This is a genomic window from Duganella dendranthematis, from assembly GCF_012849375.1.
Lineage (GTDB): Bacteria > Pseudomonadota > Gammaproteobacteria > Burkholderiales > Burkholderiaceae_D > Rugamonas > Rugamonas dendranthematis.
Map to the genome: position 1 here is coordinate 2,918,935 of NZ_CP051684.1, position 24,732 is coordinate 2,943,666.

Annotated in this window: 20 protein-coding genes; 15 read left to right on the forward strand and 5 right to left on the reverse strand. The window is 62.9% G+C overall.

Going from position 1 to position 24,732, the window contains the following annotated elements; translation table 11 throughout:
- Positions 1-17: 17 nt before the first annotated feature.
- The 4 genes from HH213_RS13355 (at position 18) to HH213_RS13370 (ending at position 7,412) form a co-directional block, all read left to right on the forward strand.
- Complete coding sequence (locus tag HH213_RS13355) at positions 18-1,184, forward strand: efflux RND transporter periplasmic adaptor subunit (protein WP_169112533.1); 1,167 nt, start codon at positions 18-20, stop codon at positions 1,182-1,184.
- A 3-nt stretch (positions 1,185-1,187) separates the two neighbouring features.
- The gene (locus HH213_RS13360) at positions 1,188-4,337 is read left to right on the forward strand and encodes an efflux RND transporter permease subunit (RefSeq protein ID WP_169112534.1); all 3,150 of its coding nucleotides are present in this window, start codon (positions 1,188-1,190) and stop codon (positions 4,335-4,337) included.
- A gap of 69 nt (positions 4,338-4,406) precedes the next feature.
- Complete coding sequence (locus HH213_RS13365; RefSeq protein ID WP_169112535.1) at positions 4,407-6,353, forward strand: FAD/NAD(P)-binding protein; 1,947 nt, start codon at positions 4,407-4,409, stop codon at positions 6,351-6,353.
- A gap of 147 nt (positions 6,354-6,500) precedes the next feature.
- A complete protein-coding gene (locus tag HH213_RS13370) occupies positions 6,501-7,412 on the forward strand; it encodes a hypothetical protein (protein ID WP_110846409.1) in 912 nt (303 codons plus the stop codon).
- A gap of 46 nt (positions 7,413-7,458) precedes the next feature.
- On the opposite strand, the gene hemB is transcribed toward HH213_RS13370, so the two are convergent.
- A complete protein-coding gene (gene hemB, locus HH213_RS13375; protein ID WP_169112536.1) occupies positions 7,459-8,475 on the reverse strand; it encodes a porphobilinogen synthase in 1,017 nt (338 codons plus the stop codon).
- Positions 8,468-9,175 (reverse strand): ribosome biogenesis GTP-binding protein YihA/YsxC, encoded by a 708-nt coding sequence (gene yihA / locus HH213_RS13380; RefSeq protein ID WP_110846411.1) that lies wholly within the window; start codon positions 9,173-9,175, stop codon positions 8,468-8,470. Before yihA ends, hemB begins: the two co-directional genes overlap by 8 nt.
- Positions 9,176-9,323: 148 nt before the next feature.
- Here yihA and HH213_RS13385 point away from each other — a divergent pair, with 148 nt between their 5' ends.
- The 5 genes from HH213_RS13385 to msrQ all read left to right on the forward strand — a co-directional run bounded on the left by HH213_RS13385 (position 9,324) and on the right by msrQ (position 15,033).
- On the forward strand, positions 9,324-9,998 hold the full coding sequence (locus HH213_RS13385; protein ID WP_169112537.1) for a c-type cytochrome: 675 nt from the start codon (positions 9,324-9,326) through the stop codon (positions 9,996-9,998).
- A gap of 125 nt (positions 9,999-10,123) precedes the next feature.
- The gene (locus tag HH213_RS13390) at positions 10,124-12,220 is read left to right on the forward strand and encodes a cytochrome c biogenesis protein ResB (protein ID WP_169112538.1); all 2,097 of its coding nucleotides are present in this window, start codon (positions 10,124-10,126) and stop codon (positions 12,218-12,220) included.
- 9 nt (positions 12,221-12,229) lie between these two features.
- A complete protein-coding gene (gene ccsB, locus HH213_RS13395; protein ID WP_169112539.1) occupies positions 12,230-13,384 on the forward strand; it encodes a c-type cytochrome biogenesis protein CcsB in 1,155 nt (384 codons plus the stop codon).
- 69 nt (positions 13,385-13,453) lie between these two features.
- Positions 13,454-14,431: a protein-methionine-sulfoxide reductase catalytic subunit MsrP gene (gene msrP / locus HH213_RS13400; protein ID WP_169112540.1), complete on the forward strand. Its 978-nt coding sequence runs from the start codon at positions 13,454-13,456 to the stop codon at positions 14,429-14,431.
- Positions 14,431-15,033: a protein-methionine-sulfoxide reductase heme-binding subunit MsrQ gene (gene msrQ / locus HH213_RS13405; RefSeq protein WP_169112541.1), complete on the forward strand. Its 603-nt coding sequence runs from the start codon at positions 14,431-14,433 to the stop codon at positions 15,031-15,033. Before msrP ends, msrQ begins: the two co-directional genes overlap by 1 nt.
- 37 nt (positions 15,034-15,070) lie before the next feature.
- Here msrQ and lysA read toward each other — a convergent pair whose 3' ends face one another.
- Positions 15,071-16,348 (reverse strand): diaminopimelate decarboxylase, encoded by a 1,278-nt coding sequence (gene lysA / locus HH213_RS13410; protein WP_169112542.1) that lies wholly within the window; start codon positions 16,346-16,348, stop codon positions 15,071-15,073.
- 5 nt (positions 16,349-16,353) lie between these two features.
- Positions 16,354-16,533, reverse strand: coding sequence for an LPS translocon maturation chaperone LptM (gene lptM / locus HH213_RS13415; protein ID WP_110846418.1), 180 nt, complete (start codon positions 16,531-16,533; stop codon positions 16,354-16,356).
- A 43-nt stretch (positions 16,534-16,576) separates the two neighbouring features.
- Between lptM and cyaY the strand changes: the two genes are divergently transcribed.
- Positions 16,577-16,915 (forward strand): iron donor protein CyaY, encoded by a 339-nt coding sequence (cyaY, locus tag HH213_RS13420; protein ID WP_110846419.1) that lies wholly within the window; start codon positions 16,577-16,579, stop codon positions 16,913-16,915.
- On the opposite strand, the gene HH213_RS13425 is transcribed toward cyaY, so the two are convergent.
- The gene (locus HH213_RS13425) at positions 16,912-19,281 is read right to left on the reverse strand and encodes a penicillin-binding protein 1A (RefSeq protein WP_110846420.1); all 2,370 of its coding nucleotides are present in this window, start codon (positions 19,279-19,281) and stop codon (positions 16,912-16,914) included. The genes cyaY and HH213_RS13425 overlap by 4 nt on opposite strands.
- 327 nt (positions 19,282-19,608) lie before the next feature.
- On the opposite strand from HH213_RS13425, the gene HH213_RS13430 reads away from it, so the two are divergent.
- From HH213_RS13430 to HH213_RS13450, 5 genes are read left to right on the forward strand one after another with little or no spacing between them, the layout of a single operon-like run.
- A complete protein-coding gene (locus HH213_RS13430) occupies positions 19,609-20,685 on the forward strand; it encodes a pilus assembly protein PilM (protein ID WP_169112543.1) in 1,077 nt (358 codons plus the stop codon).
- Positions 20,685-21,296, forward strand: a complete 612-nt coding sequence (locus tag HH213_RS13435) for a PilN domain-containing protein (RefSeq protein WP_110846422.1) — start codon at positions 20,685-20,687, stop codon at positions 21,294-21,296. Before HH213_RS13430 ends, HH213_RS13435 begins: the two co-directional genes overlap by 1 nt.
- On the forward strand, positions 21,296-21,976 hold the full coding sequence (locus HH213_RS13440) for a type IV pilus inner membrane component PilO (protein ID WP_110846423.1): 681 nt from the start codon (positions 21,296-21,298) through the stop codon (positions 21,974-21,976). Before HH213_RS13435 ends, HH213_RS13440 begins: the two co-directional genes overlap by 1 nt.
- Positions 21,973-22,509 (forward strand): pilus assembly protein PilP, encoded by a 537-nt coding sequence (locus tag HH213_RS13445; protein ID WP_110846424.1) that lies wholly within the window; start codon positions 21,973-21,975, stop codon positions 22,507-22,509. Before HH213_RS13440 ends, HH213_RS13445 begins: the two co-directional genes overlap by 4 nt.
- Positions 22,506-24,701 carry a type IV pilus secretin PilQ gene (locus tag HH213_RS13450; RefSeq protein WP_110846425.1) on the forward strand — a complete coding sequence of 732 codons (2,196 nt, stop codon included), beginning with the start codon at positions 22,506-22,508 and terminating at the stop codon, positions 24,699-24,701. Before HH213_RS13445 ends, HH213_RS13450 begins: the two co-directional genes overlap by 4 nt.
- Positions 24,702-24,732: the final 31 nt, after the last annotated feature.

Consider the following 24,732-nt stretch of genomic DNA (forward strand, 5'->3'; position numbering starts at 1 on the left):
GAAAATTATTATTAAAAATGAAAAAATCTTCCTTGGCGTTTCTGGTCGGAGCAATCGTAGTAGTCGGTGGCGGCATCTGGTATATGACGCATCACAGCGAGCAGCCGGCTTCCGGTAACAAGCTGAACGGTAACGGCCCGCAAGGCCCGACCACCGTCAGCATCATCGCGCCGAAGCGCCAGGACGTGCCGGTGGTGCTGCAAGCGAACGGCACGGTAACGCCGATCAGCACGGTCGACCTGCATCCGCAAACCACCAGCACCATCGCCAAGGTGCACATCAAGGAAGGCCAGTTCGTCAAATCCGGCGAATTGATGTTCACGCTGGACGACCGCACCGAGCGCGCCAATCTCGACAAGGCGCAAGCCCAGGTCGAACGCGACCGCGCCGCGCTGGCCGACTACGAGCGCCAGTACAAACGCTCGATGGACTTGCTGGCGCAGAAATTCATTGCCCAGGGCGCCGTCGACACGCTCAAGAGCCAGGTCGATTCCGCCCGCGCCGTGTTGCAGGCCGACATAGCCGCCGTGCGCGGCGCCAATGTGGACGCCAGCTACACCGCGATCCGCGCACCGATGAACGGCCGGGTCGGCGCCATCAACGTCTATCCGGGCAGCGTGGTGCAGATGACTACGCTGCTGACCTCGGTCACTCAGCTGGACCCGATCACGGTCGCCTTCACCTTGCCGGAAACCTCGCTGAGCGGCCTGATGGCAGCGCAGCGCGAGGGGGCGGTGCCGGTGCAGGTAACACTGGATAACTCGACGCTGGCCGTCAATGGCAAGCTCAGCTTCATTGACAACACGGTCGATCCGGTGGCCGGCGTGATCCGCGTCAAGGCCCAGTTCGACAATAGGGATACCGCGCTGTGGCCGGGCCAGTACGTCAACACCAAGCTGATTTCGCACGTGCTCAAAGGCGCGACGGTGATTCCGCAAAACGCTATCATTAGCAACACCCGCGGCACCTTCGTCTACGCGGTGGACAAGGACCAATCCGCCAAGGTGGTCAACATCAAGCGCCTGTATGCGTTTGGAGAAAGCGCCGCCGTCTCCGGTCTGACTGGCGACGAACAAGTGATTGTCGACGGCAAGCAAAACCTGCGGCCGGGCGGCAAAGTCCGCGTCGCCGCGGCTGACAAGCCGGCCGACGCCAAGGTTGATGATAGCAAGCAGAAGGGCTAAGCGATGAACCTTTCCGAGTTGTGCATCCGTCGTCCAGTGATGGTGGTGCTGTTGTCGGCCACCCTGATCCTGGCGGGCGTGCTGTCGTACTTCTACATTCCGGTGGCGGCGCTGCCGAGTTACAACACGCCGGTGATTAATGTGTCGGCCGACCTGCCGGGCGCGTCGCCGGACACCATGGCGTCGTCGGTGGCGCTGCCGCTGGAGAAGCAGTTCTCCACCATCGCCGGCCTCAGCCTCATTACCTCGACCAACACGCTGGGCAATTCCTCGCTGACCCTGGAGTTTGACCCGAGCATCAACGTCAACGAAGCGGCGGTCGACGTCCAGGCGGCGCTGCTGCGCGCGCAACGCCAGTTGCCGATCGAAATGACGGATTTGCCGTCGTACCGCAAGGTCAATCCGGCCGACGCGCCGGTGCTGTTCATGACCATGAACTCGCCCTCGCTGACGCTATCCGAGCTGAATGACTACGCCGAAAACCTGATCGCGCCATCGCTGTCCACGCTGCCCGGCGTGGCGCAGGTGACCGTCAACGGCCAGAAACGTTTCGCCGTGCGCGTGCGCGCCAAGTCCGACCTGATGAACGCGCGCAACCTGACGCTCGACGAGTTGCAGCAGGCGATCAAATCCGCCAACGCCAACACGCCGCTGGGTATTCTCGACGGCCCGAGCCAGACGCTGACCATCACCGGCAACGCCCAACTGATGAAGGCGGCCGACTACGCCGAGCTGATCATCGCCCAGCGCAACGGCCAGCCGGTGCGCCTCAAGGACGTGGCTGACGTGCAGGACAGCTTCCAGTCGACCAAGGCGGCCGGTAGCTACAACGGCGAACGTTCGATCGTGCTGCTGGTGCAGCGCCAGCCGGACGCCAACACCGTCCAGGTGGTGGACGGCGTGCGCCGCCTGCTGCCGCAGTTCAAGGCGCAGCTGCCAGCCTCGATCAACATCAACCTGGTCAACGACCGTTCGGTGTCGATCCGCGAAGCGATTCACGACGTCAACCTGACGCTGCTGCTGACCATCGGCCTGGTGGTGATGGTGATCTTCCTGTTCCTGCGCCGCGCCGCTGCGACCTTCATTCCGGCGATCACCATGCCGATTTCGCTGCTGGGTGCGCTGGCCTTGCTGTACGCCTTCGGCTACTCGCTGGACAATGTCTCGCTGCTTGGCATTACGCTGGCGGTCGGCTTGGTGGTCGATGACGCCATCGTGGTGCTGGAAAACATCGTCCGTCACATCGAGATGGGCAAGCGGCCGCTGGAAGCGTCGCTGATCGGTGCCAAGGAGATGGGCTTCACCATCATCTCGATTTCCGTGTCGCTGGTGGCGGTGTTTATTCCGATCTTCTTCATGCCGGGCGTGATCGGCCTGATGTTCCACGAATTCGCCGTGGTGGTGGCGCTGTCGGTGCTGGTGTCGGCGGCGGTGTCGCTGATGCTGGTGCCGATGCTGGCCAGCCGCCTGCTGCCGGCCGACGCCATCGATCCGGAGCACGACAAAGGCAACTTCATCGGCCGCTGGTTCGAAGCCGGTTTCGGCGCGCTGCGCGACTTCTACGCCCGCACGCTGGATGTCGCGCTGCATCACCGCTACATCGTGCTGGCCGCCGCGTTCGGCACTTTTGCGCTAACGGCGCTGTTGTACGTCACCACGCCGAAAGGCTTCTTCCCGGAGGAAGACCTGGGCCAGATCCGCGTCAACACCGAGGCCTCGGAAGATATCTCGTCGTCCTCGCTGATGGACTTGCAGGAAAAAGTCGCGGCCGTCATCAAGGCCGATCCCAACGTGCAGGATGTGACGTCCTTCGTCGGCGGCGGCAACACCGGCCGCATGTTCCTGGTGCTCAAGCCGCGCGGCGAACGCAAGCGCATGCCAGAAGTGTTGGACAGCCTGCGCAAGGCCACCAAACAGGTGCCGGGCATCGCCGTCTACCTGAGTCCGGTGCAGAACTTGCAGCTGGGCGGACGCCAGTCCAAGTCGCGCTACCAGTACACGCTGCAATCGGTCAGTCCTGGCGCGCTGAATGACTGGGCGGAAAAATACATGGACCGCATGCGCGCCGATTCGGACTTCCGCGACGTCACCAGCGATTCGCAGAACAAGGGGCTGCAAGCGTCGCTGAAGATCGACCGCGACAAGGCCAACAACCTCGGCGTGGCGATCGGCGATGTCCGCACCGCGCTGTACCTGGCCTTCGGTGAACGCCAGGTGTCGACGATTTACTCGCCGGCCGCCAGCTACTACGTGATCCTGGAAGCGGCCGACGCTGACCGCCAGTTCGATAGCGCGCTGACCAAGATTTCGGTGCGCAACAAGACCGGCCAGCTGGTGCAGCTGTCCAGCTTTGCCACCGTCGAGCGCACCATCGGCCCGACCGCCGTCAACCACCAGGGCCAGTTGCAGGCGATTACGTTGTCGTTCAACCTGGCGCCGGACGTGCCGCTGGGCGTAGCCACCGCCAAGATCGACCAGTGGGCGGCCGACATGCGCCTGCCGCCATCGATCATCACCAACTACGGCGGCGACGCGGCGGTGTTCCAGAGTTCGCAGGGTAGCCAGCTGATCTTGATCATTGCCGCGCTGGGCGTGATCTACGTGCTGCTGGGCGTTCTGTACGAGAGCTACATCCACCCGCTGACGATTCTGGCCGGCCTGCCGTCGGCGGCGGTCGGTGCGCTGCTGACGCTGCGCCTGTTCAACCTGGACCTGACCATGATCGCCATCATCGGCATCCTGATGCTGATCGGTATCGTCAAGAAGAACGCCATCATGATGATCGACTTCGCGCTGCACGCGCAGCGCAATGAGGGGCTGACGCCGGCCGTGGCGATCCGCCAGGCCTGTATCCTGCGCTTCCGTCCGATCATGATGACCACCATGGCGGCGCTGATGGGCGCGCTGCCGATCGCGCTGGGCCTGGGCGCCGGCGCCGAGCTGCGCCAGCCACTGGGCCTGGCCGTGGTGGGCGGCCTGATCTTCTCGCAAGTGATCACGCTGTACATCACGCCGGTGATTTACCTGTTCCTCGACAAGTACAGCGGCACCGGCCCGATGCTGGACCATGAGATCGCCGCCGACGCAGCCATTCCGCCAGCCGAACGCGAAGCGGTGCATGCCGTTCCGCTGAAGGCCGTGAACAAGCATTGAGCGGTGACAAGTTGATGTAAAGATCGTCTCTTTATCATGGGCTTTTGGCCCGGACAAAGAGGCGATCGGATGAAACGCACCAGCATCACCATCATCGGCATGGGCCCGCGCGGGCTCAGCGTATTTGAACGCCTGGCCGCGCTGGCGCTTCACCGCCAGCTTCTCCTTGACCTGATTTTGATCGAACCCGGCGAATGCGGACCGGGCGTGCACGTCGCGCGCCAGCCGCAGCATTTGCTGATCAACACGCTGGCTAGCCAGGTCACCATGTTTCCGGCCGCTGGGGCCGTCAGACACGCCCCAGTGTGCGCCACGCCGTCGCTAACGGTATGGGCCAGGCAGATGGGCTATCGGCGCGTAGGCGACCGCTACTACCGTCTGGGAGGCAGTGGCGGGCATGACATCGGCGAGGCGGACTATCTACCGCGCAGTTTGCTGGGCGAATACCTGGCGTGGGTCTACCAGCAGCTGGCGGCGGCGCTGCCGGCCGGCGTGGTGGTCACGCATCACCGGCAGCGGGCGGTGGACTTGTCGCAGCGGCCGGATGGCAGCAGCGTGATCGAGCTGGACAGCGGGTATGTGGTCACCAGCGATTTTGTGTTCCTCACCACCGGGCATGGCAGCAACCTGCCCAGTGATCTGGATGCGAGGCTGGGCAAGTTTGCGCAGGACCATGCGCGCTACAACAGCCGGCTGGGCTTTGTGCGGCAGGTGTATCCGATGGAACAGCTGTCGCGCATCAGCGCCGATGCGCGGGTGGCGATCCAAGGGCTGGGGCTGAGTGCGCACGATGTGATCGCCGAGCTGACGGTGGGGCGGGGCGGCGAGTTTGTGGCAGGACCCGAGGGCTTGCGCTATCTGCCGTCCGGGCGCGAGCCGCAGTTGACGCTGTGCTCGCGCAACTGCTTGCCGTACGCGGCGCGGGGCGTCAACCAGAAGGGGCTGGACGGCCGCCATCAGGCGCGCCACTTCACGGTGGACGCGGTGGAGGCGCTGCGCCGCCAGGCCCTGATCGCGCGCGGCAGCAGTCAGCTGGACTTCGACCGCGAACTGCTGCCACTGCTGAAACGCGAAATCGCCGATGCCTACCGCGCCGCAGCCGCAGCCACAGCCGCCCCGAACCGCGCCGCGTCCGCCGCTGACCAGGGCGGGGTCGCCCCCGTGTCGCCGCCGGTCCACGCCGCCGCCGAACTGGACCAGGACGCCTTGCTGGCCGAACTGCTATTCCCGTTGCACGAGCGCCAATTCGCCTCGCTGGCCGAGTTCCGCAGCTATTTCCGCGACTGGCTGCAAGCCGACTTGGCCGAGGCGCGTCGCGGCAACCTTGCCAGTCCCACCAAAGCCGCCACCGACGTCCTGCGCGACGTGCGCGCCACCTTGCAGTCGGCCATCGAGCACGGCGGCCTGACGCCGGCCTCGCACCGCAAATTCCTCAACGTCTACCATCCCGCCATCAACCGCGCCGCCTTCGGCCCGCCGCTGCGCCGCAACGAAGAACTGCTGGCGCTGCTGGACGCCGGCGTCATCACCCTGCAAGCCGGCCCCGGCAGCCGCGTCGACATCGACGAAACCGAATCCACCTACCTGCTCACCACCAAATTCAGCGGCGGCGCCGTGCAACACCCGGTCGACGTGGTCGTCATAGCAAGGTTGGAGCCGTTTGTGCCGGAAACCGACACATCCTTACTGATCCGTAATATGTTAAAACGCGGCCTGGTCCGGCCGTACTACAACGGCATGTTCCACCCCGGCGGCATCGACCTCAACCGCGCCGGCCAGCCGCTGGACGCCGCCGGTGCCGCGCTCGCCAACATCTGGGCCTTGGGCTACCTGACCGAAGGCGCGCACTACTACACGCATGCCTTGCCGCGCCCGCAGCTGAGGTCCCGCCAGGTGTGGGATGCCGAACAATGCGTCATGGCGCTGGCCGCTAAAATGACGGCAAACCAGCGTCGCAATCCGCATAAACGGTCGGCGGCGCATGCTCAAAAACATGACACTTTGCAAAGCAATTGATACATACGGTAACACCCATCAAGAGCCGAAACTTGTAAAGTAGACAGTCTGGTGCCCTACATGGCATTTGGAGCGGTTCCCAAAAGAGCGGGACTCTGGCACTATGGCCCCATTTTGACGACTTCTGCGTTCCACAAGGTTTGTATCTTGCACCACGACTCCCATATCCTCTCCGCGCATTCGGAATACTGCGAGACTTGCGGCCAACGGCTGCCGTCGGCGCAGGATAGCTTTGCCACGTGGGACCGCAAGTCCAAAAACAAGCGCATCGGCATCGCGATCTCGATCGCGTTGCACCTGGCTGGCGTGCTGTACTACCTGTTGGTGCCGTCGCCCAAGCCGACCAAGTCGGCGCCGCCGAAGGGCGGCCACATGGTCTACATCCAGCCGATGGAAAAAGTGGTGCCGAAGCCGATCACCAAGCCGTCTCCGGCGCCCTCCAAGCCGGCCACCAAGCCGCCGCCGCCGCGCAAGCAGCCGGTGGTGACCAAGGAAGCGCCGGTCGCGACCAAGCCCAAGCTGGAAACCTTCGTGCCGCCGGTGCAGGCGACGATGACGCCGCCGCCGGTCGAGGACATGTCGGAAATGATCGCCAAGAAGCGCGCCGCGCGTGAATCGCTAAATCCGCCTGCGCCACCGGCGCCGGCTGCCGAGAGCGAATCGGACCGCGCCAAGCGGGTGGCGCTGGCCAACATCGCGCGCGCCAACGGCGCCGGCCAGAGCAGCGGCGCCGACCGTGACGATACCGGCGGCGTGTTCCAGGTCGACAAGAGCTTCCACAGTGCCGAAGTCAAGTTCCGCGGCTGGAACACCAACTTCAAGCGCAACTGGCTGCAGCAGATTCACGTCGAGCAGGGCGCCGAGCAGGATATCGAGACGGCGGTGGTCAAGGAAATGATCAAGATCATCCGCAAAGAGAAGCCGGGCGACTTCCAGTGGGAATCGCGCCGCCTGGGCAAAGTAGTCAACCTGAGCGCGCGCAAGGAAGACGAGAAAGAACTGTCGGCTTTCCTGATGAAGGAAATGTTCCCCGAATATACGCGCGGGGCATCGCGATAAATAAAAAAGCCGGGCTAACCCGGCTTTTTTCATGCTTGCAGCGTGCTTATTTGCCTTGCAGCTTGCGCGCGACGTCCAGCGCGAAGTAGGTCAGCACGGCGTCGGCGCCGGCGCGCTTGAACGCCAGCATCGATTCCATCATCACCTTGTCGTGGTCCAGCCAGCCGTTTTGTGCGGCCGCCTTGAGCATCGCGTATTCGCCGCTCACCTGGTAGGCAAAGGTCGGCACCTTGAATTCATCTTTCACGCGGCGCACGATGTCCAGGTAGGGCATGCCCGGCTTGACCATCACCATGTCGGCGCCTTCGGCCAGGTCCAGGCCCACTTCGCGCAGTGCTTCGTCGCTGTTGGCCGGGTCCATCTGGTACTGGTTCTTGTCGCCCTTGCCCAGGTTGGCCGACGAGCCGACCGCGTCGCGGAACGGGCCGTAGAACGCCGAAGCATACTTGGCCGAGTAGGCCATGATGCGGGTGTGGATGTGGCCGCCCGCTTCCAGCGCCGCGCGGATCGCGCCGATGCGGCCGTCCATCATGTCGGACGGCGCCACCACGTCAACGCCGGCTTCCGCGTGGCACAGCGCCTGGCGGATTAGCATGTCGGTGGTGATGTCGTTGATGACGTAGCCGTTTTCGTCGATCAGGCCGTCCTGGCCATGGCTGGTGTACGGGTCGAGCGCGACGTCGGTCAGGATGCCCAGCTCAGGGAAGGCTTGCTTCAAGGCGCGTACCGCGCGCGGCACCAGGCCGTCCGGATTGGTGGCTTCGACGCCATCTTCGGTTTTTTTCGACGCATCGATGACCGGGAACAGTGCCAGCACCGGGATGCCCAGCGACACGCATTCTTCCGCCACCTTCAGCAGCAGGTCCACCGACACGCGCTCCACGCCCGGCATCGACGCGACCGCCTCGCGCTGGTGCGTGCCTTCCAGGATGAACACCGGGTAGATCAGGTCGGCCGGGGTGACGACGTTTTCGCGCATCAACGCGCGCGAGAATGGATCACGGCGCATGCGGCGCATGCGGATGGCAGGAAATTGGGCTGCTGCAGCTGCTGCTTTACTCATTGCTATCGCTTCCTAAATCTGGGGTGGATTCTTCGTCCTCCAGCAGCCCCGCCAGTTCAAGAATCTTGTCGTTGGCTTCATCGATGCCGATGCGGTTCTGCGCGGAGAACAGTTGCACGGTGAAGGGGAAGCCTTCGCCGTCTTCGTCGACGTAGCTGTCGAGCTTGGCTTTCGCCTGGCGCAGCACGTTGATCGAGTCGTTACGGTTAAGTTTGTCCACTTTGGTCAGAATGCAATGGATCGGCTTGCCCGTCGGGGCGAACCATTCCAGCATCTGCACGTCGAGGTCGGTGAACGGGCGGCGCGAATCCATGATCAGGACCAGCGCGGCCAGCTGCTCGCGGCGCTGCACGTAGTCGCCCAGCAGGCGCTGCCAGTGAAGCTTGGCCGAGCCGGACACTTCCGCGTAGCCGTAGCCGGGCAAGTCGACCAGCAGCGCTTCGATCTCCTCGACGATGGTCGGGTCCTTGCGGTGCTGCGCCACGTGCGCGCCACCGATGGAGAAATAGTTGATGTGCTGGGTACGGCCAGGGGTCTTGGAGGCGAACGCCAGACCCTTCTGGTTGCACAAAATATTGATGGCAGTGGATTTACCAGCATTGGAGCGACCAGCAAAAGCGATCTCCGGCACCTGGGTGTTGGGGAGGTCGCGTAATTGGTTAACGGTCGTAAAGAAGCGGGCTTGCCAGAGTTTGGACATGGGGATTGGGGAAAAAGCAACAGGTTAAAGCAGGGAATTTTTTAAGCTATTGTACAATGAGTAGATACCCGGTGCCCCCTGGCAGGTATTAGCGCCTCTGTGGACATCCCTGGTTTAAAACTTTTTAGACTCCTCCTAGGGTGCTTGAATGAATAGTGTGAATCTGTTTTCACCGATTGTAAAATCCCTGCTTGTTGCCTTGCTGGCCGTTTCGGCCACGGCCCACGCCGAAGACAAAAAGCCCGCCCCGCCTGCCCCACCCAAGATCGATGCTGCCAAAGGCGCCACCCTGTTTTCCGACGGCGACGCCGCCCGCGGCCTGCCGGCCTGCGTGTCGTGTCACGGCGCCGGAGGCAATTCCACCATTGCCGTCAATCCCAAGCTGGCCGGCCAGCACGAAGGTTATCTTTACAAGCAACTGGTGAACTTTACGACGGCGCAACGGAATCAACCGGTGATGACGACCTACGCCAAGATGCTGACCGATGAAGAAAAGCACAACATCGCCGCCTGGCTGGTGACCCAGAAGCCTACCGCAGGCGCCGCCAAGAACAAGGACACGGTCGAAATGGGCAAGAAGATTTATCGCGGCGGCCTCGCCGAGAAGAGCGTGCCGGCCTGCGCCAGCTGTCACGGCGCCAGCGGCGCCGGCATTCCGGTCCAGTATCCGCGCCTCGCCGGCCAGCACCAGGACTATGCGTTCACCGAGCTGGGCCTGTTCAAGAGCGGCGCCCGCAAGAGCGTCGAAATGGAAGCGATTGCCAAGCGCATGTCGGATGAAGAGATGAAGGCCGTTTCCGATTACGTAGCAGGCCTGAAATAAAGTTGACGTATCCGCATCTTTCCGGTGCGGACTCACCCAAAAGATGAGGGCGGCAGCGTAAGCATGCCGCCCTTTTTGTTGGTATGCTGCCGCCTGACCACTTTTATTAAAGAAGCAGAACTTGCATGACTAGCCCTAGCACCACCGGCATCGAGCTGAAAACCCGCCGCCCCATCATTGGCGAAATCGTTGAACTGATTTCTTCCATGCGCTTTGCCATCGCCTTGCTGGCGATGATTGCGATCGCCGCCGTCATCGGCACCGTGATGAAGCAGGGCGAGGCGTCGAGCAATTACATCAACCAGTTCGGCCCGTTCTGGTACGAGATCTTCCGCAAGATCGGCCTGTACACCGTGTACTCGGCCTGGTGGTTCCTGCTGCTGATGACGGCGCTGGTTACCTCGACCACGCTGTGCATCGTGCGCAATGCACCAAAGATGATGAAGGACATGCGCAGCTGGCGCGAGAACGTGCGCGAACAGTCGCTGCTGAACTTCCACCACAAGATGCAATGGCAGGCGCCGCTGTCACGCGCGGCGCTGGCGCAGCAGAGCGCCGCGCGGCTGAAGGACGCCGGCTATCAGGTCAAGCTGGTGGAAAAGGATAACGGCACGCTGGTGGCGGCCAAGCAGGGCGCCGCCAACAAGTTCGGCTACATTTTCGCCCACGCGTCGATCGTCATCATCTGTATCGGCGGGCTGCTCGATTCGGACGTACCGGTCCGCATGCAGGAATGGTTCTTCGGCAAGACGCCGTTCAACGGCAGCGGCCTGATTTCGCAAGTGCCGCCGCAGCACCGTCTCGGCGTCGGCAATCCCACCTTCCGTGGCAACACCATGATTCCGGAAGGACAGAACAGCAATACCGCCATCCTGGCCCGTCCGGACGGCGTGCTGATCCAGGAACTGCCGTTCACCATCAGCCTGAAAAAATTCACCATCGATTTCTACAGCACCGGCATGCCCAAGCTGTTCGCCAGCGACGTCGAAGTGCGCGACAACCAGACCGGCGAAACGGTCAAGGGCACCATCGAAGTCAATCACCCGCTGACCTTCAACGGCGTGTCGATTTACCAGTCCAGCTTTGAAGACGGCGGCAGCAAGCTTAAACTGAGCGGCTTCCCGATGACCGGCAACGGCGCCGAGCGGTTCGAGATCGCCGGCGAAGTCGGCGGCACCACGCCGCTGACCAAGGACACCACGGTCGAATGGTCGGGCTTCCGTCCGTTCAACGTGGAAAACGTCGGCCCGACCGATGACCCGCGCGCCGTCAAGCAGGGCAAGAGCCTGGAAGAAGAACTGGCGCAAAGCCTGGACAAGCACACCGGCTCGGCCGGCAAGAACGCCGTCAACAAGAACCTGAAAAACGTCGGTCCGAGCGTCAGCTACAAGCTGCGCGACAAGACCGGCCAGGCGCGCGAATACCAGAACTACATGCAGCCGGTCACGGTCGACGGCGCCACCGTGTTCCTGGCCGGCGTACGCGCCAATCCGTCGGACAACTTCAGCTACCTGCGCATTCCGGCCGACGACGGCCACAGCGTGACCGAATGGATGCGCCTGCGCGCCGCGCTGCAAGATCCGGCCTTGCGCGCCGCCGCCGCCCAGCGTTACGCCGCACGCGCCACGCCCAATTCCGCCGCCGGCGACGCCCTGCGCGCGCAGTTGCAGGCCTCGGCCGACAAGAGCCTGGGCATCTTTGCCGGCAGCGACAAGGCGGCCGGCTTCATGGCCATTTCGCAGTTCCTGGAAAAAGTCCCGGCCGCCGAGCAGGAGAAGGCCGCCGATGTCTTCATGAAGATCCTCAACGGCAGCCTGTGGGACCTGTGGCAAGTCGCGCGCGCCAAGGACCAGCTGCCGCCGGTGAGCGAAGACGAAATCCACGCCCGTTTCCTGCAACTGGCCACCAACGCGCTGTCGGATGCGTTCTTCTACGGCGCCCCGGTCTACCTGCAACTGGACGACTACAACGAAATCAAGGCCTCGGTGTTCCAGGTGACCCGCTCGCCGGGCAAGAATGTTGTCTATCTCGGCTGCCTGTTCCTGGTGCTGGGGGTGTTCGCCATGTTCTACATCCGCGAACGCCGCCTGTGGATCTGGATCAAGGACGGCGCCAACGGCGCCAGCGACGCGCTGATGGCCATGAGCACCCAACGCAAGACGCTGGATTTTGAACGCGAATTTGAAATACTGAAGGAAAAACTGCCGCAGTCGGCAGCATAGGAGCAAACCATGGAAATGACCCAATCCCAGCAAACCTATCAGCAGGCGCCAGGCTATTTCAAGCGCCTCACGGTGGCCGACTGGCTGTTCGCGCTGGCGCTGCTGGCCGGCGCGCTGTTCGGCCTGAGCCGCTACGGCGCGTTCATGAATTATTACGAGCAGGTGATCCTGCTGGCAGCTGTGCCGGTGTTCGCCACGCTGGGCTGGCACTGGAAGGCGGTGCGCTGGCTGATGCCGCTGATCGCGCTGCTGTCGCTGTGGGCGATTTCGATGTACGCCGGCGACCTCGATAACGGCACCAAAAAATTCTGGCTGCGCATGATGTTGTCGAGCCAGTCGGCGGTGTTGTGGATGAGCGTGATGTTCGTCATCGCCACCGTGTTCTACTGGATCGGCTTCATCGGCCGCTCGGCCGCCGCCTCCAGCATCGGCTCCAAGCTGTGCTGGGCCGCCGTGGTGCTGGGCTGGACTGCGATGATGGTGCGCTGGTACGAGTCCTACCTGATCGGCGCCGACGTCGGCCACATTCCGGTCTCCAACCTGTACGAAGTGTTCATCCTGTTCTCGCTGATCACCGCGATGTTCTACCTGTACTTCGAACAGCGCTACGCCACCCGCCAGATGGGCCCGTTCGTGCTGCTGGTGATCTCGGCCGCGATCGGCTTCCTGATGTGGTACACCACCTCGCGCAACGCCGCCGACATCCAGCCGCTGCTGCCGGCGCTGCAAAGCTGGTGGATGAAAATCCACGTCCCGGCCAACTTCATTGGCTACGGCAACTTCGCGCTGGCCGCCATGGTGGCCGCGGCCTACCTGCTGAAAACCTCGGGCTACCTGAACGACCGCCTGCCGTCGGAAGAAGTGCTGGATGACGTCATGTACAAGGCCATCTCGGCCGGTTTCGCCTTCTTCACCATCGCCACCATTCTCGGCGCGCTGTGGGCGGCCGAAGCGTGGGGCGGCTACTGGTCGTGGGATCCGAAAGAGACCTGGGCGCTGATCGTCTGGCTCAACTACGCGGCTTGGCTGCATATGCGCCTGATGACCGGCCTGCGCGGCCGTCCGGCGGCGTGGTGGGCGCTGGTGGGCCTGCTGGTGACGACCTTTGCTTTCCTGGGCGTCAACATGTTCCTGTCCGGTCTGCACTCTTACGGCAAGTTGTAAACGGAAGTTTAAGTTTGATTCCGGGAGTTTGGTGTAAGGTTGAGCCTCACACCGCTTCCGGAGTCCACCATGTTGATCAAGCGTTCCCCGAATGGCATAGACCTGCCGTTTTCCTCTGAAATCACGCCGCGCACGCTGTACGAATCGCGCCGCAGCTTCATGAAGCAGATCGCCATGGGCGCGGTCGGCGGTGCGGCGCTGCTCGAAATGGCGCAGCGCGAAGCGTTTGCGCAGGGCACTGGCGCCAAGCTGGCCGCCAAGCTCAATCCGGCCTATTCGGTGCTCGACAAGCAGACGCCGTACAAAGACGCCACTACCTACAACAACTTCTACGAATTCGGCACCGACAAGAGCGAACCGGCGATGTACGCCGGCACGCTGAAGACGCGGCCGTGGACCATCTCCATCGAAGGCGAAGTCAAGAAGCCGATGACGCTGGACATCGATGCGCTGCTGAAATTGGCGCCGATGGAAGAGCGCGTCTACCGCCTGCGCTGCGTCGAAGGCTGGTCGATGGTGATCCCGTGGATCGGCTACTCGCTCTCCGAGCTCATCAAAAAGGTAGAGCCCACCGGTAACGCCAAGTATGTAGAATTCGTCTCATTGGCTGACAAGAAGCAGATGCCGGGCGTGGGCAGCCGCGTGCTGCAATGGCCGTACACCGAAGGCTTGCGCATCGACGAGGCCAATCACCCGCTGGCGCTGCTGGCCTTCGGCATGTATGGCGAAGTGCTGCCGAACCAGAACGGCGCGCCGGTGCGCATGGTGCTGCCGTGGAAGTACGGCTTCAAATCGGCCAAGTCGATCGTCAAGATCCGCTTCGTCAAAGACCAGCCGCGCACCTCGTGGAATCTGTCGGCGGCGAATGAGTACGGCTTCTACTCGAACGTGAATCCGGATGTGGATCACCCGCGCTGGTCGCAGGCGTCCGAGCGCCGCATCGGCGAAGACGGCTTCCTGTCGCGCAAGCGCAAGACGCTGATGTTCAACGGCTATAACGATGTGGCCCCGCTGTACGCGGGCATGGACCTGAAAAAATTCTACTGATGCCGACCACGAAACAAATCAGCTGGCTCAAGGGCGCCGTGTTTGTCGCGGCGCTGATTCCCCTGGCGCGCATGGCGTATCTGACGCTGACCGGGCAACTGGTCGACCCGCTCGAATTCATCACGCGCGGCACCGGCGACTGGACCTTGTACTTCCTGACCATCACGCTGGCGGTGACGCCGCTGCGCAAGCTGAGCGGATGGAACTGGCTGATCAAGCTGCGCCGCATGGTGGGGCTGTACACCTTCTTCTACGGCTTCCTGCACTTCATGACCTTTTTGTGGTTCGACCATTTCTTTGATCTGGCCGAGATGTGGAAGGACGTGCTGAAGCGGCCGTTCATCACGGTCGGCTTCATCGCCTTCGTGCTGCTGATTCCGCTGGCCTTGACCAGCACCAACGGCATGATCAAGCGCCTGGGCGGCAAGCGCTGGCAGTGGCTGCACCGGCTGATCTACGTGATCGCTCCGCTGGCGCTGCTGCACTTCTGGTGGATGAAAGCCGGCAAGCACAACTTCGCCCAGCCGATCCTGTTCATCGCCATCATCGGCACGCTGCTGCTGATGCGCGTCTGGTGGGCGGCGCGCAAAGCGGCGCAGTAAAAAAAAGCCGCCGGCGGGTGCGGGCGGCTTTGGTGGCTTACTTGATCACCGATTCCAGCGCGTACAAGTCTTCCGGCTTCTCCCGCTGGCGCACCAGATGGACAGTGTCGCCGTCGACGATCACCTCGGCCGCGCGGCCGCGGGTGTTGTAGTTGGAAGCCATGGTCATGCCGTAGGCGCCAGCGGTGTGCATCACCAGCAGGTCGCCGGCTGCCACCGCCAGCGAACGGTCGCGCGCCAGCCAGTCGCCGGATTCGCAGATCGGTCCCACCACATCAAATTCGGCGGCGGCGGCGCTGCCTTGCACCACCGGCTGCATATCCATCCAGGCCTGGTACAGCGCTGGACGCGCCATGTCGTTCATCGCCGCGTCGACGATGCAGAAGTTCTTCTCTTCGCCATGCTTGAGGAACTCGACCTTGGTCAGCAGCACGCCGGTGTCGCCGACGATCGAACGGCCTGGTTCGAAGATCACCTTGATCGGCTTGCCGTTGTGACGCTCGGCGCGCCAGGCGTCGATGCGCGCAAAGACGCGGCCCAGGTAGGTGCCAACCGGCACCGGCGCTGCGTCGTCCGCATCGCGGTAGTCGATGCCGATGCCGCCGCCCATGTCCAGGTGGTGCAGTTCGATGCCTTCGGCGCCCAGCTGGTCGATCAGCTCGATCAAGCGGTCCAGCGCTTCCAGCAGCGGCGCGTCGTCCAGCAGTTGCGAGCCGATGTGGCAGTCGATGCCCGACACGTCCAGGTGCGGCAGCTTGGCGGCGGTGCGGTAGGTGTCCAGCGCATCGTCGAACGCCACGCCGAACTTGTTGGCTTTCAGGCCGGTCGCAATATACGGGTGGGTCTTGGCGTCGACGTTCGGATTCACGCGCAGCGAGATGCGCGCCTTCTTGCCCATCGATCCGGCCACCTCGTTCAGGCGGTGCAGCTCGGGGATCGATTCGACGTTGAAGCACAGGATGTCGTGCGACAGCGCCAGGCGCATTTCGTCCACGCTCTTGCCGACGCCGGAGAAAATCACCTTGCCAGGATCGCCACCGGCCGCCAGCACGCGCAGTAGTTCGCCGCCGGAGACAATGTCAAAGCCCGCGCCCTGGCGCGCCAGCAGGTCGAGGATGGCCAGGTTGGAGTTGGCCTTCATGGCGTAGCACACCAGCGCGTCGCGGCCGGCGCAGGCGTCGGCGTAGGCGGCGAAGTTGGACAGCAACGCGGCCTTCGAATACACATAGGTCGGCGTGCCGAACTGTTCAGCGATGGCGGTTAGCGACGCGCCTTCGGCGTGCAGGACGCCGTCTTTATACGAAAATTGCGACATAGACTTTATTGTTGAGGCGCGGGAGGCACCGGCGAGGTGGTAGGCGCAACGGCGCCGCTCTTGGCGGTGGGCTTGGCTGCAGGAGGCTTGGGCAGGTACAGCGGGCCGGGTTGGCCGCAGGCGCTCAGCAAGGTGGTCAGGCACAGGATAGATGTGCCGATAATCAAACGGAAAGTGGACTTCACGATAGAATCATGGATTATTTAGATGCAGATACTGGAGTGTAGCATGGGCGAATCAGAATTCCTGGCGCAAGCCGAAGCCACCCTCAACGCCATTGAGGCCGCGCTGGACCGTTTAAACGATGCCGACATGACCGATGTCGAATGCAGCCGCAGCGGCAACGTGCTGGAGATTGAGTTTATCGACAACGGTTCCAAGATCATCGTCAACAGCCAGGCGGCGATGTCCGAGCTGTGGGTGGCCTCGCGTTCCGGCGGCTACCACTATAAGCAAAAAGACGGCAAGTGGCTCAATACCCGCGACGGCTCCGAGCTGTTTGCCACCCTGTCCGAGGAAGTCTCGAAGCAGGGCGGCGCGCCAGTGGTGCTGACGCCTGACGCTTAAAACAGCTCGTTCTTCACGGCATCCTTGGCCTTTTCCTCGGCCGGGGTGCCATGCCCCGGCGCATCGAGGTTGTTGACCCCGGTGCCCGGCGGATTCTCCGTATAGTAATACTCATCCCCCACCAGCATCACGCCGTCCGGCACCGCACGTTCCTCGATCGGAATGCTCTTCAGCGCTTTTTGCATGTAGCTGATCCAGATCGGCAGCGCCAGGCCACCGCCGGTTTCGCGGTTGCCCAGGTTCTTAGGCTGGTCGTAGCCGATCCAGGCGATGCCCACCAGCTTGGGCTGGTAGCCGGCGAACCAGGCGTCGATCGAATCATTGGTGGTGCCGGTCTTGCCGGCGATGTCGCGCCGGCCCAGCACATTGGCCTTGGCCGCCGTGCCGAAGCGCACCACGTCCTTCAGCATCGAATCCATCAGGAAGGCGTTGCGCTCGTCGATCACGCGGTTCTTCTCGTCGCCGGCCTGGTCCGGATGCGCCTGCGACAAAATCTTGCCGTCGGCATCGGTCACCTTGGAGATCAGGTAAGGGCTGACCTTGTAGCCGCCGTTGGCGAACACCGCATACGCGCCGGCCATCTGCAGCGGCGTGACGTTGCCGGCGCCCAGGGCCAAGGTCAGATAAGGCGGGTTCTTGTCGGCGTCAAAGCCGAAGCGGGTTGCGTATTCCTGGCCGTACTTGGCGCCGATGCGGTGCAGGATGCGGATCGAGATCATGTTCTTGGACTTGGTCAGGCCCTTGCGCATGGTCATCGGCCCTTCGTACTTGCCGTCGTAGTTCTTCGGCTCCCACGCCTGGCCGCCGGTCTGGCCGGCGTCGAACGAAATCGGCGCATCATTGATGATGGTGGCCGGCGACAGGCCGCGCTCCAGCGAGGCCGAATAGATGAACGGCTTGAACGACGAGCCCGGCTGACGCCAGGCCTGGGTCACGTGGTTGAACTTGTTGCGGTTGTAGTCGAAGCCGCCCACCATGGCCTTGATCGCGCCGTCTTGCGTGCTGGCCGCAACAAAAGCCGATTCGATTTCCGGCATCTGCGCCACCAGCCAGTCTTTGCCCTCCTGCAGCACGCGGATCACCGCGCCACGGCGGATGCGCTTGTTCGGCGGGTTTTTATCCGACAGCCACGAGCGGCCCTGTTCCAGGCCGGCGCCGCTGATCTTGATTTCATCGCCCGAAGCGGTCACGGCGGTAATCAGCTGCGGCGTGGCCGACAGCACCACGGCGGCGATCAGGTCGTCGTTGTCCGGATGCTCGGCCAGCACGGTCTCGATGGCGTCGTCGGCTTCTTCCTTCTTGGCCGGGATGTCGATGTACGCTTCCGGACCGCGGTAGGCATGGCGGCGCTCGTAGTCCATCACGCCCTTGCGCAGCGCCAGGTAGGCGGCGTCCTGGTCGGCCTTGGTGATGGTGGTAAACACGTTCAGGCCGCGGGTATAGGTATCTTCCTTGAACTGTTCGTACACCAGCTGGCGCGCCAGTTCGGCCACGTACTCGGCGTGCACGCCGAACTCGCTGCTGTCGGTCTTGACCTTCAGCTCTTCGGCCTTGGCGGTCTCGTACTGCTTGTCGCTGATGTAACCCAACTCATGCATGCGCTGCAGGATGTACTGTTGGCGGGTGCGTGCGCGCTTTGGATTGACGACCGGGTTGTAAGCCGACGGCGCTTTCGGCAGGCCGGCCAGCATGGCCGCTTCGGCGATGCTAATGTCGCGCAGGTTTTTGCCGAAATAGATTTGTGCGGCCGACGAGAAGCCATAGGCGCGCTGGCCCAGGTAGATCTGGTTCATATAGACCTCCAGAATCTGGTCCTTGCTGAGGTTCTTCTCGATCTTCCACGCCAGCAGCATCTCGTAGACTTTGCGCTTGATAGTCTGTTCGCTGGACAGGAAGAAGTTGCGCGCCACCTGCTGGGTGATGGTCGAGGCGCCTTGCTTGCCGCCGCTGCCGATGGCGTTGTGCAGGCCGGCGCGCAGGATGCCGGTGTAATCGACGCCGCCGTGTTCATAGAAGCGGTCGTCCTCGATGGCCAGCACCGCCTTCTTCATGACGTCCGGGATGTCCTTGATGCGCACCAGGTTGCGGCGCTCTTCGCCGAATTCGCCGATCAGCACATTATCGGCGGAGAAGATCCGCAGCGGCATCTTCGGCCGGTAGTCGGTCAGCGTGTCGAGCTCGGGCAGGTTGGGATAGGCCATCGCCAGGCCGAACACCACCAGCAGCACGCCCGTGACGCCCAGGCCGAGCACGGACAGTCCGGCCAGCAGGAAGAAGCGTGACGAGCGCGACGGCGCCTTGCGCGTTTGCTTGCCATTTTGGTCAGGCGGGTTGGTTGGTGGCGGTGCCGAGTTGGAAGAAGCCATGCAGTGCGATCTCTTAGTTATTTGTGCGGCCCATTATAAGCGAGCGGCGGGGCCGTTCCATACGACAGGAATATTTCTTCGTGAGCAACAAAACAACTGAGTTGTTTTTGCTGCCATGTGGGCAAAAATAAGTGTGGCGAAACCCTCACACCCGGTCAATTGTGCACAGTAGAAATACCTTTACACTTAAATAGCCTCGATTTAATGTACGGGCTGATATATGCCTTCTAAACGCTGGTTTTCAAACGAGTTCCTTATGCAGACTGCTCGACAGCACGTTCGTATGCACAGCCGTGCAGGCGCCAGCCATGGCGCCGGAGGCCTCGTATGATCGACCTCAAGGCCTTGCTGGGGCAGGGCAATCCGCCGCTGGTGGGCATCGACATCAGCACCTCCAGCGTGCGGCTGGTGGAGCTGGCGCACGGCGCCAAGGGTGACATCAAGCTGGAGCGCTACGCCGCCGAGCCGCTGCCGCGCAACGCCGTCACCGACGGCAATATCGAGAACATGGACCAGGTGGTGGAAGCGGTGCGCCGGGTCTGGAAGAAGAGCGGCACGCGCGCCCGCCATGCGGCGTTGGGCATGCCGCCGGCTTCCGTCATCACCAAGAAAATCATCCTGCCGGCCGGCATGTCGGAAGACCAGCTGGAAGTGCAGGTCGAATCCGAAGCGAGTCAGTACATTCCGTTTGCGCTGGACGAAGTCAGCCTGGATTTCGACGTGATCGGTCCGGCCGCCAATTCCACCGACGATATCGAAGTCATGCTGGCCGCGTCGCGCCGTGAAAAGGTCGAGGACCGGGTGGCGATTGCCGAAGCGTCCGGCCTCAAGGCTACCGTGATGGACATCGAATCCTACGCCGCCCGCGCCGCGTTGGACCGCGTGGTGACGCAGCTGCCGGACGCCGGCATCGGTCAGGTGATCGCGCTGTTCCAGATCGGCGCCCAAGTCACGCATATTTCCGTGATGCTGGACGGCGTCACCGTCTACGAGCGCGAGCAGCCGTTCGGCGGCAACACGCTGACCCAGGACATTGTGCGCAGCTACGGCCTGTCGTTTGAAGAAGCCGAGGCGCGCAAGAAAATCGGCGACCTGCCGGACAACTACCACGCCGAACTACTGACGCCATTCCTGGAAAGCGCCGCGCTGGAAGTCACGCGCGCGGTCCAGTTCTTCTACACCTCCACCCCCTACACCAAGGTCGACCAGCTATATCTGGCCGGCGGCTGCGCGCTGATTCCGGGGCTGCTGGACCTGGTGGCCAGCCGCACCCGCATCGCCAGTTCGGTGATCTCGCCGTTCAAGGGCATGCAGATCGGTTCGTCGGTGCGTGAGGCGCAGCTGCGGCTGGACGCGCCGGCCTACCTGGTGGCCTGCGGTCTGGCCCTGCGGAGGTTCGGCTGATGATACGCATAAACCTGCTGCCGCACCGCGAAGAGAAACGCAAGCAGAAGAAGCAAGCCTTCTTCGCGCTGCTGGCGCTCGGCGGCGTGATCGGCATCGGCATCGTGCTGGTGGTCGGCGCCTACAACGCGCGCGCCATTTCGATCCAGGACGCCCGCAACCAGGAACTGAAAACCGCGATCACGGGACTCGACAAAAAAATCGCCGAAATCGCCACGCTGAAGCAGGACATCGAAGCGCTGAAGGCGCGCCAGCAGGCGGTGGAGGATTTGCAAGGCGACCGCAACCAGCCGGTCTACCTGCTGGATGAACTGGTCAGCCAGACGCCGGCCGGCGTCTACCTCAAGTCGTTCCGGCAGGATGGTCAGAAGGTGGCCGTCAACGGTTATGCGCAGTCGCAGGAGCGCGTCTCGGAACTGCTGCGCAATCTGGCCGGCGCCTCGCCGTGGCTGGAGCGGCCGGACCTGATCGAAGTGAAATCCACCGGCCTCGGCCAGGGCAAGACCGCCAAGAAAGTGGTGGAGTTCAATCTCAACGTCTTCATCAAGCGTCCGCGCGACAAGGACAAGCCGGCGGATGGCGCCAAGGCCAAGCCGCAGGAGCGCACCTGATGGCCGCCAAGCTCAATATCAATCTCAGCGCGTGGTTTGCCGACCTGGCCGACCAGTTCCGCGACCTCCAGGGCCGCCATCCGGGCCAGTGGCCGGTGGCGCCGCGCGTGCTGTGCGCCATCGGCGTGACGGCGGCGGTGTGCGTGGCCGGCTACTTTGGCTACTGGAGTTCGCAGTTCGACGAGCAGGACGCCGGGCTGATGACGGAGACCCGGCTGCGCGACGAGTACAAGATCAAGACCGCGCAGGCGATCAACCTGGAGGCGCTGCGGGCGCAAAAAGCCCAGGTCGACCAGTACGTCGAGCGCTTGCAGAAGCAGTTGCCGAGCAAGGCCGAGATGGCCGCGCTGCTGACCGACATCAACCAGGCCGGCGCCGGGCGCGGCTTGCAGTTTGACCTGTTCAAGCCGCAGCAGGTGGTGATCAAGGATTACTACGCCGAGCTGCCGATCGATATCAAGATCACCGGCAACTACCACGACATCGGCGCCTTTACCGGCGACATCGCCAACCTGCCGCGCATCGTCACGCTCAACAACCTGGCGCTCAGCACCGGCAAGGATGGCGTGCTGACGCTGGAGGCGGTGGCCAAGACCTTCCGCTATCTCGATCCGGAAGAGGTGGCCGCGCAGCGTAAAGCCGCCGCCGACAAGAAAAAGAAAGCGGCCAAGCCATCATGAAGCTACTCCTTTCCATGTTGATGGCGATGGTGCTGTTGGCCGGCTGCGGCGACAGCGACGTGCAGGAAGTGCGCACCTGGATGAAGCAGATCGACGCCCAAACCCAGGTGCGCGTGCCGCCGCTGGCCGAGCCCAAGGTGTTCGTGCCGTTCGCCTACGCGCGCAAGGACGATATCGATCCATTCAACCCCAACAAGCTGCTGGCCGAGCTGGCCAAGATGGGTGCCACTGGTGGTGGCGGCATCAAGCCGGACATGGAGCGCCGCAAGGAATTATTGGAGAGCTATCCGCTCGACACCATCAAGATGGTCGGCACCATCGAGAAAAAAGGCGTGGTGCACGCCGTGCTGCAAGTCGACCGCGCCGTGCATCAGGTGGTGGTGGGCCAGCATCTGGGCGAGAACTACGGCCGCATCACCGGCATCAGCGACAACACCGTCACCATCAAGGAAATCGTCCAGGACGCCACTGGCGACTGGGTCGAGCGCCAGTCCCGGTTGGAACTGCAGGAAAGCAAGGAGAACGCCAAATGAACGCTCATCTCACGGCCCGCCGCGTCCTGGCCGCCGCCACTTGGGCAGCCATGGCGCTGACCCTGCAACTTGCCGGCCTGGCGCAGGCGCAGACCGCCGATGCGGCCGGGGCTGGCCTCAGCGCCACTGCCGGCAACGCCATCGAAGCAATTACCGCCCGCCAGCAGGGCGCCAATGTGGTCGTCAAGATCGCGCTGCGGCGCGCGCCGGACAAGCTGCCGCTCAACTTCGCTATTTCCAATCCGGCGCGGATCGCGCTCGACTTCGGCGCCACCATCAACGCCACCGGCAAGAATGTGCTGGAACTGAACCAGGGCGACCTGCGCGGCGTGAACCTGGTGCAGGCCGGCGAACGCTCGCGCCTGGTATTCAACCTCAAGCGCTCGCTCAATTACGCCACTGCCATCGACGGCAACGCCATCATCCTGACCATTGACGGTTCCGGCGGCGTCGCCACCGCGGTGGATAGTGCCGGCCTGCCGGTCGCCAAGCCCGCCGCCCCGGCCGGCAAGCAGGCACTGCGCGATCTGGACTTCCGGCGCGGCGCCAACGGCGAAGGCCGGGTGGTGGTCGACTTGCCCAACAACCAGGTTGCGGTCGACGTGCGCCAGACGCCGACCGGCGTCGTCGTCGATTTCCTCAAGACCGGCGTGCCGGACACGCTGCGCCGCAAGCTGGATGTGGGCGACTTCGGCACCCCGGTGTGGCAGATCACCACCGTGCCGCAGGGCGAAAACACGCGCCTGACCATCGAGGCGCGCGGCCTGTGGGAACAGACCGTCTACCAGAGCGACACCCAACTGGTGGTCGATATCAAGCCGATCAAGGAAGATCCGAACAAGCTGACGCAGGGTTCGCAAGGCTATCGCGGCGAGAAGCTGTCGTTCAATTTCCAGAACGTGGAAGTGCGCGCGGCGCTGCAGGCGATTGCCGATATCTCCGGCCTCAACATCATCACCAGCGACAGCGTGGCCGGCAACCTGACCTTGCGCCTGAAGGAAGTACCGTGGGACCAGGCGCTGGACGTGATCCTGCAAGCCAAGGGCCTCGACATGCGCAAGAACGGCAACGTGCTGTGGATCGCGCCCAAGGAAGAATTGCTGACCAAGGAAAAGCTGGAGCTGGAGCAGAAAGCCCAGATCGCCGACCTGGAACCGCTGAAGTCGGAAATCTTCCAGCTGAATTACCAGAAGGCGGAAGCGTTCAAGCTGGTGTTCGGGCTGGATGGCGGCGCCGACAGCAAGAACCGCATCCTGTCCAAGCGCGGCAGCGCCATCATCGAGCCGCGCACCAACCAGGTGTTCGTCACCGACATTCCATCCAAGCTGGAAGATGTGCGCCGGCTGATTGCCAAGACCGACGTCGCCACCAAGCAGGTGCTGATCGAGGCCCGCATCGTCGAAGCCAGCGACACCTTCACCCGCAACCTCGGCGCCAAGCTAGGCTTCACCGACCTGCGCACTCAGCGCGGCGGCGATTCGGGCTACCAGATCGGCAACAGCAATACCCGCATCGGCATCGGCGGCAACATCACAGGCGTCGGCGAAACCACCGGCCAGGTGGCGGTCAGCACCAGCAGCTACGCCAATAGCCAGTTCGTCAACTTGCCGGCGTCCAGCATCAACGGCGCGCAAGCCGGCAGCCTGGCGGTCAGTCTGTTCTCGTCGGCCGCCAACCGCTTCCTCAACCTGGAACTGTCCGCGCTGGAAGAAGATGGCACCGGCAAGATTATTTCCAGCCCGCGCGTGATCACGTCCGACAAGTCGGTGGCGCTGATCGAGCAGGGCATCGAACTGCCGTACCAGGTAGCCACCAGCAGCGGCGCCACCTCGATCCAGTTCCGCAAGGCCAACCTGCGGCTGGAAGTGACGCCGCAGATCACACCGGACGGCAACGTCGTCATCGACGTCGACGTCAACAAGGACAGCGTCGGCCAGGAAACCCGTTCCGGCTTCGCCATCGACACCAAGCACGTCAAGACCCAGGTGATGGTCGACAACGGCGGCACCGTGGTGTTGGGCGGCATCTACCAGTTGACCGAGCGCAGCACCACCGACAAAGTCCCGCTGCTGGGCGACGTGCCGGTGCTGGGCTATCTGTTCCGCAGCAACACCCGCACCAATGACAAGACGGAGCTGCTGGTGTTTATCACACCAAAAATCGTGGCGGAGAAGCTGCCGTCCACGCGCTGATTAATTCACTTCATCAACGTTAATGGGATGT

Bases quoted from the DNA above. Each gene is read 5' to 3' on its own strand.
- HH213_RS13355 (WP_169112533.1), top strand. From the start codon at position 18: ATGAAAAAATCTTCCTTGGCGTTTCTGGTCGGAGCAATCGTAGTAGTC.
- lysA (WP_169112542.1), bottom strand. From the start codon at position 16,348: ATGTCGCAATTTTCGTATAAAGACGGCGTCCTGCACGCCGAAGGCGCG.
- HH213_RS13385 (WP_169112537.1), top strand. From the start codon at position 9,324: ATGAATAGTGTGAATCTGTTTTCACCGATTGTAAAATCCCTGCTTGTT.
- HH213_RS13425 (WP_110846420.1), bottom strand. From the start codon at position 19,281: ATGGCTTCTTCCAACTCGGCACCGCCACCAACCAACCCGCCTGACCAA.
- HH213_RS13390 (WP_169112538.1), top strand. From the start codon at position 10,124: ATGACTAGCCCTAGCACCACCGGCATCGAGCTGAAAACCCGCCGCCCC.
- yihA (WP_110846411.1), bottom strand. From the start codon at position 9,175: ATGTCCAAACTCTGGCAAGCCCGCTTCTTTACGACCGTTAACCAATTA.
- HH213_RS13450 (WP_110846425.1), top strand. From the start codon at position 22,506: ATGAACGCTCATCTCACGGCCCGCCGCGTCCTGGCCGCCGCCACTTGG.
- msrQ (WP_169112541.1), top strand. From the start codon at position 14,431: ATGCCGACCACGAAACAAATCAGCTGGCTCAAGGGCGCCGTGTTTGTC.
- HH213_RS13365 (WP_169112535.1), top strand. From the start codon at position 4,407: ATGAAACGCACCAGCATCACCATCATCGGCATGGGCCCGCGCGGGCTC.
- cyaY (WP_110846419.1), top strand. From the start codon at position 16,577: ATGGGCGAATCAGAATTCCTGGCGCAAGCCGAAGCCACCCTCAACGCC.
- HH213_RS13445 (WP_110846424.1), top strand. From the start codon at position 21,973: ATGAAGCTACTCCTTTCCATGTTGATGGCGATGGTGCTGTTGGCCGGC.
- hemB (WP_169112536.1), bottom strand. From the start codon at position 8,475: ATGAGTAAAGCAGCAGCTGCAGCAGCCCAATTTCCTGCCATCCGCATG.
- msrP (WP_169112540.1), top strand. From the start codon at position 13,454: ATGTTGATCAAGCGTTCCCCGAATGGCATAGACCTGCCGTTTTCCTCT.
- HH213_RS13435 (WP_110846422.1), top strand. From the start codon at position 20,685: ATGATACGCATAAACCTGCTGCCGCACCGCGAAGAGAAACGCAAGCAG.
- HH213_RS13440 (WP_110846423.1), top strand. From the start codon at position 21,296: ATGGCCGCCAAGCTCAATATCAATCTCAGCGCGTGGTTTGCCGACCTG.
- HH213_RS13430 (WP_169112543.1), top strand. From the start codon at position 19,609: ATGATCGACCTCAAGGCCTTGCTGGGGCAGGGCAATCCGCCGCTGGTG.
- HH213_RS13360 (WP_169112534.1), top strand. From the start codon at position 1,188: ATGAACCTTTCCGAGTTGTGCATCCGTCGTCCAGTGATGGTGGTGCTG.
- ccsB (WP_169112539.1), top strand. From the start codon at position 12,230: ATGGAAATGACCCAATCCCAGCAAACCTATCAGCAGGCGCCAGGCTAT.